4 protein-coding genes and 1 pseudogene are annotated in these 4449 nt (G+C 70.3%); 3 read left to right on the top strand and 2 right to left on the bottom strand.

The genetic code is table 11. The annotated features are described in order from the left end of the window. Together GA0115259_RS36975 and GA0115259_RS36970 are read left to right on the top strand one after the other, a co-directional pair. Positions 1 to 493 (top strand): SPFH domain-containing protein (locus GA0115259_RS36975; protein WP_256098311.1); only part of this gene is annotated, 493 nt, incomplete at its 5' end. Positions 494 to 701: 208 nt separating this feature from the next. Next, positions 702 to 2432, top strand: a complete 1731-nt coding sequence (locus tag GA0115259_RS36970) for a hypothetical protein (RefSeq protein ID WP_093604888.1) — start codon at positions 702 to 704, stop codon at positions 2430 to 2432. Between the two features lie 146 nt (positions 2433 to 2578). Here GA0115259_RS36970 and GA0115259_RS36965 read toward each other — a convergent pair whose 3' ends face one another. Then, entirely contained in the window at positions 2579 to 2863 is a 285-nt protein-coding gene (locus tag GA0115259_RS36965; protein WP_093604886.1) for a hypothetical protein, read from the bottom strand. A 289-nt stretch (positions 2864 to 3152) separates the two neighbouring features. On the opposite strand from GA0115259_RS36965, the gene GA0115259_RS36960 reads away from it, so the two are divergent. Next, positions 3153 to 3839, top strand: coding sequence for an RlpA-like double-psi beta-barrel domain-containing protein (locus GA0115259_RS36960; RefSeq protein WP_093604884.1), 687 nt, complete (start codon positions 3153 to 3155; stop codon positions 3837 to 3839). Here GA0115259_RS36960 and GA0115259_RS40915 read toward each other — a convergent pair. Next, positions 3836 to 4449: pseudogene (locus GA0115259_RS40915) on the bottom strand (gfo/Idh/MocA family oxidoreductase); the annotation flags it as partial. The gene GA0115259_RS36960 and the pseudogene GA0115259_RS40915 sit on opposite strands and share 4 nt — an antisense overlap.

The raw sequence follows: 4449 nt of genomic DNA, 5'->3' as shown, positions 1-4449 counted from the left end.
CAGCCAGGACGCGATCCAGGAGCGGCTGGTGCTGCCGGACAGCCGCGAAATCATCCGCGATGTCTTCGCCAAGCACAAGAGCGAGGAGGGCTATGCCTCGGGCCGGCAGGCCATCGCCTCGGAGATCGAGACATCGATCAAGGAGCGGCTGAAGCCGCGCGGTATCGACGTCACCAACGTCAATCTGCGCAATGTGCGGCCGTCCGAGCAGCTCCAGACGCAGATAGACAAGAAGCTCCAGCAGGAGCAGGCCACCGAGCGCGCGGTCGAGGCGTCGCGCACGGCGAAGGCCGAGGCGGAGCGCAGGCGTATCGAGGCGGAGGGCGTGGCCAAGGCCAACGCGATCCTGGAGCGGTCGCTCACCGACCGCGTCCTGCGGAACCAGTGCATCGAGGCCTTCAAGGAGGCCGCGAAGGCGAACCCGGTGTACGCCGTGCCGTGCGGTTCGGGCTCGAACGGTACGCCGGTCATCGTGGACGGCACCGGGAACTGACACGGCCGAGAACGGACGCCGTCGGGAACGGACGTAGTCCGGAACTGACGTAGTCCGGAACTGACGTCGCCATCGGCGCACCGACGGCACACGAAGAGATGTACGGCGAACGCCACCTCGCGGTCCACGAGGTGGCGTTCGCGCGTCCCTCCCGGGTTTGCGGGCCGTTGGGTGTCGGTTGTCAGTGGGCGCTGGCACGATGGTGGACATGAAGATCTACAACTGGCGGCCCTTCCTTGAGCGGTGGAGTGCGGACTGGGAGGACTCGACCGGGACGGGGGAGCCATGGCTGGGTTCCACGGCTGTGGAGGAAGAGCGGATCGAGGAGCTGGAGGAGCGGCTCGGCGTGGCGTTGCCGCTGACCTACCGGTCGTTCCTGGCGGTCACCGACGGCTGGCGGGCGGCCGGTACGGACATCGGGGTGCTGGGGACGGCGGAGGGGCTTCGCTGGTACGGGACGCCGGGCGCGGGGGCACTGCGTGAGCCGGGGGCGCGGCTTGAACTGGCCGTCGCGTCGGACGCCGAGATCCTGCTCGACCCCGGTGAGGTGAATGCCGACGAGGAGTGGGCGGCGTATCTGTACCGTGGCCGGTCGGGCGGGTCGGGCGGGTCGGGCGGGTCGGGCAAGGAGAGTGCGGAACCGGAGCGGTACGAGTCGTTCCTGGAGCTGATGCAGGCGCTGTTCCGGGAGTTCCACCGCAATCACGCGGAGTCTCCCGGCTTCGAGAACGCGACGACGCGCGAGCTCGACGCCGATGTCGAAGAGGCGCGTACGGGCTGCCTGCGCGGCGACGACATCGACGGCCGGCTCGAACGGCTTGCAGAGGCGGACAGATGCGGCCGGAGCCGTGCCCGTGGGCTGCGCGTCCAGGTGGAGGCGATGCTGGGCGGCGGACCGCTGTACGTACGGGAGTTGGCGCCGCTGGCCGGGCTGGAGGAGATGGATCCCGAGGAAGTCGCGGAGCGTACGTTCCTGTACGAGCCCTCCGGGGCCTTCGGCAAGGCGGTCGCCACGGCGCGGGAGCACGCGCGGTGGGGCGACACGGACGCAGCGTGGGAGACGATCGCGGACGCCGTGGCCGAGTGGGAGCCGCGCGGCAGCGAACACATAGCGCCCGTCGGACTGCTCACCGATCCTCTTCTCGGACCGGTGATCACACCTGAGCGCGGCCGGTACATCCTGGAGACGCCCCGAGGCGAAGGACGTGAGGAAGGCGTGATGGAGAGCGAGGAGCCGGGTGGGCCGGGAGAGCCGGCCTTCGACGGGCTCGCCTGGCTCGCCGACGACGGACAGGAGCGTGGCTCCTACCGGTTCCTTCTTGTCGAGGACATCTCACCCGAGGATCTGGCCGTACGCATCGCACGGGAGCCGGGCCGGCCGGTGACATCGTCGGCGCCGGCCGACGAGCGGGAGGCCGGGCAAGCGGCCCGTATCGGATGGTGCGGAGGCGACAGCGGCTGGAGCTTCGCCTTCGTGAGCGACGACATGGGCCAGGTGGGCCCGGAGGGCCAGAGGCGTGCGGAGGGACCGGACCGTTCGGAGGGCCTGGAGCCCTTCCCGGCCGTCGGACCGTCCGACACGGCACGCGAGTTGGGCGAGATCGCCTCCCTGGGCACGGCGTCGGTCATGGTGTGGGTCGAGAGAGGCAGTGAGTCGCAGGAGATACCGGGCACGTTCCACTTCTCCTATGCCGAGGACGGAGAGCGCCGGTACGGATTCACGATGCACGGCGGAGACATCGACGAGTGGGGAACGCTTCCGGAGATCCTCGACCCGGAGGACCTCTTCCCGGGCTCCGAGGATCTCGCACTGGATCCCGACGACGAGTACGAGGCACTGGACGCCATCGCGGAGGAGTACGAGGTGTCCCTGCCGCAGTTCGCACTGACGCAAGGGCGGTTGCACACCGTGGAGACCAGGCCCTGGATCGCCGCTTGACACGCCAGGGCGTACGGACGGATAACCGGCTCTCCGGTCCGTGTCGGACCGGAGAGCCGGTGTGGGCGCCGTGCCTCGGCGGATGCCGTGCCTCGGCGGGGCTGCGCCTCACTCGCGGTTGAGGCTGAAGCGGCTGACGACGTCCGTCAGCGGCCGTAGCGGATCAGGGCTCGCACCATGCGGCAGGTGGTGTCGGACGGCGGGTGGATCCCGATCCGGGCCGCCATGCCGCGGATCCTGCGGTTGGTCGCGTTCGCCGGGTGGTACACGCCCGAGTCGAGCAGGGCGATGGCGAGGCGCATGGCCTTGAGCCGGCGGTTGTGGCTCTCGTACCACTCCCGGGGCTGGCCCGCGGGCAGTGGCTTACGGACGATGGTGGGCGCGGTGGGCTGAGTCTCGAAGAGTTTCGTCGTGATTGTGGCAACGGCCATCGGCGACCTCCCGGCGCGGTGGTTGGACCCTCACGAACTACCTCTATTTTACTGCCCACCACTGACAATCGTCCCTGGCCAGAGGGCATTTGACGAGATCTGGAACAGGTACCGGGCACAGGGCCGCCCGGCACGGAACCGAGCACGGAACCGAGCGTGGTGAACACCGTCCACCGTGACGGAAGTTACCGCTGTGGCGGTTGAGAGGAACGGCCGGACCGTCCGTACCTAACGGCACACGGAACCAGCCGGCCCGCCCCCACGCGGCCGAGGACAGGAGCCCCCACACGTGTCCCGTAAGAAGACCTTCAGCCCCAGGAAGAAGCTCGCCCTGCTCGCCGCCTCGGCCGCGCTGGTGGGCGGTACGGCGCTGGTGATGACCGGTACCAGCCAGGCCTCGGTGGTCTGCGACGGGCTGGCCACGGCCCTCGGCAACAACGAGAACTTCATCGCCGGGCAGCGGGCCGAGCCGGACGCGCAGTCCGAGGCACGGATCGCCAACCGCGTCGCCGTCATCGAGCAGATCAAGCTCCAGCAGGCGGCGTCCGGATGCGAGGTCGGCGAGGGAAGCGGCGGTGAGGACGTCGAGGCGGGAGGCGGCCAGGCAGGAGGTGGCCAGGCAGGAGGTGGTGCGCAGCCGCCGGCCGCGGAACAGCCCCCGGCGGAGGAACCGGCCCCCGGCGCCGAACCGCCCACGGGTGACAGTGTGGGCGAGGGCGACGGCGAAGTCGTCTGCGCGGGCTCCACCGTCACCCTCTCCGGCGAGGCGGGCGCCCCGGCCGCGTCCAGCAATCAGTTCCCGGTCGGCACCACGCTCCGCGTGACCAATCTCGACAACGACAAGTCCACGACCGTACAGGTCACGTCACCTTCCGGAAGCTGCGCCCTGCTGAACGACGCCGCGTTCGAGCAGGTTCGCGAACCGGGCAAGTTCCTGATCCGCAACGCCCGGATCGAGCGCGTCCAGACCAACTAGTCCTTGGCCCGCGTCTCCTGGGCCTGGGCATCCGCCTCCGCCAGGATCTCGGTCAGCCGCAGCCCGAACCGTACGTCGCAGGCGTGCGGCCGACCCGTACGGACCGACTCCAGCAGTGCGTCGGTCGCCGCGCGGAACGAGTCGACCGGATCGCCCCACTCCGTCGGCAGTACCGCCGTACCGTGCTCGCCGCGCACCTCGACGCCCGATCCCGATCCCGCCTCCGGCGCGCTCAGGGTCACCGCCACCGTGCTGGCCACGCCGGACACATGCCGGAGCACCAGATGGGTGAGGTCCCGCTCGCTCCGTACGGCCGTCACGTTCGTGACATCGCCGAGCAGCGGGATCAGGGCCGACAGCGCGTGCGGACCGACGTCCCACAGCCCGCCCTTCTCGCGGCGCCAGGGAGACGCGGCGTACGGGCTGTCGGCGCCGGTCCCGTAAAGGGCGTTGAGCCAGTACGCGTGGGCGGTGAACCAGCCGCCCTTCGCGGCCTGCTCGTCGATCCAGCCCGCGGTCCCGGGCGCGAAGCGCAAGGTGCAGAAGACGACCGACTGGACGCCCGTGGCCGCCGCCGCGTCCGCGACCTCGCGGGCGCCGGCCACGGTCG

This window comes from Streptomyces sp. MnatMP-M17 (assembly GCF_900091995.1).
Classification (GTDB): domain Bacteria; phylum Actinomycetota; class Actinomycetes; order Streptomycetales; family Streptomycetaceae; genus Streptomyces.
Note: the sequence above shows the minus strand (reverse complement) of the source record. Positions and strands in the feature narration are given on the sequence as shown.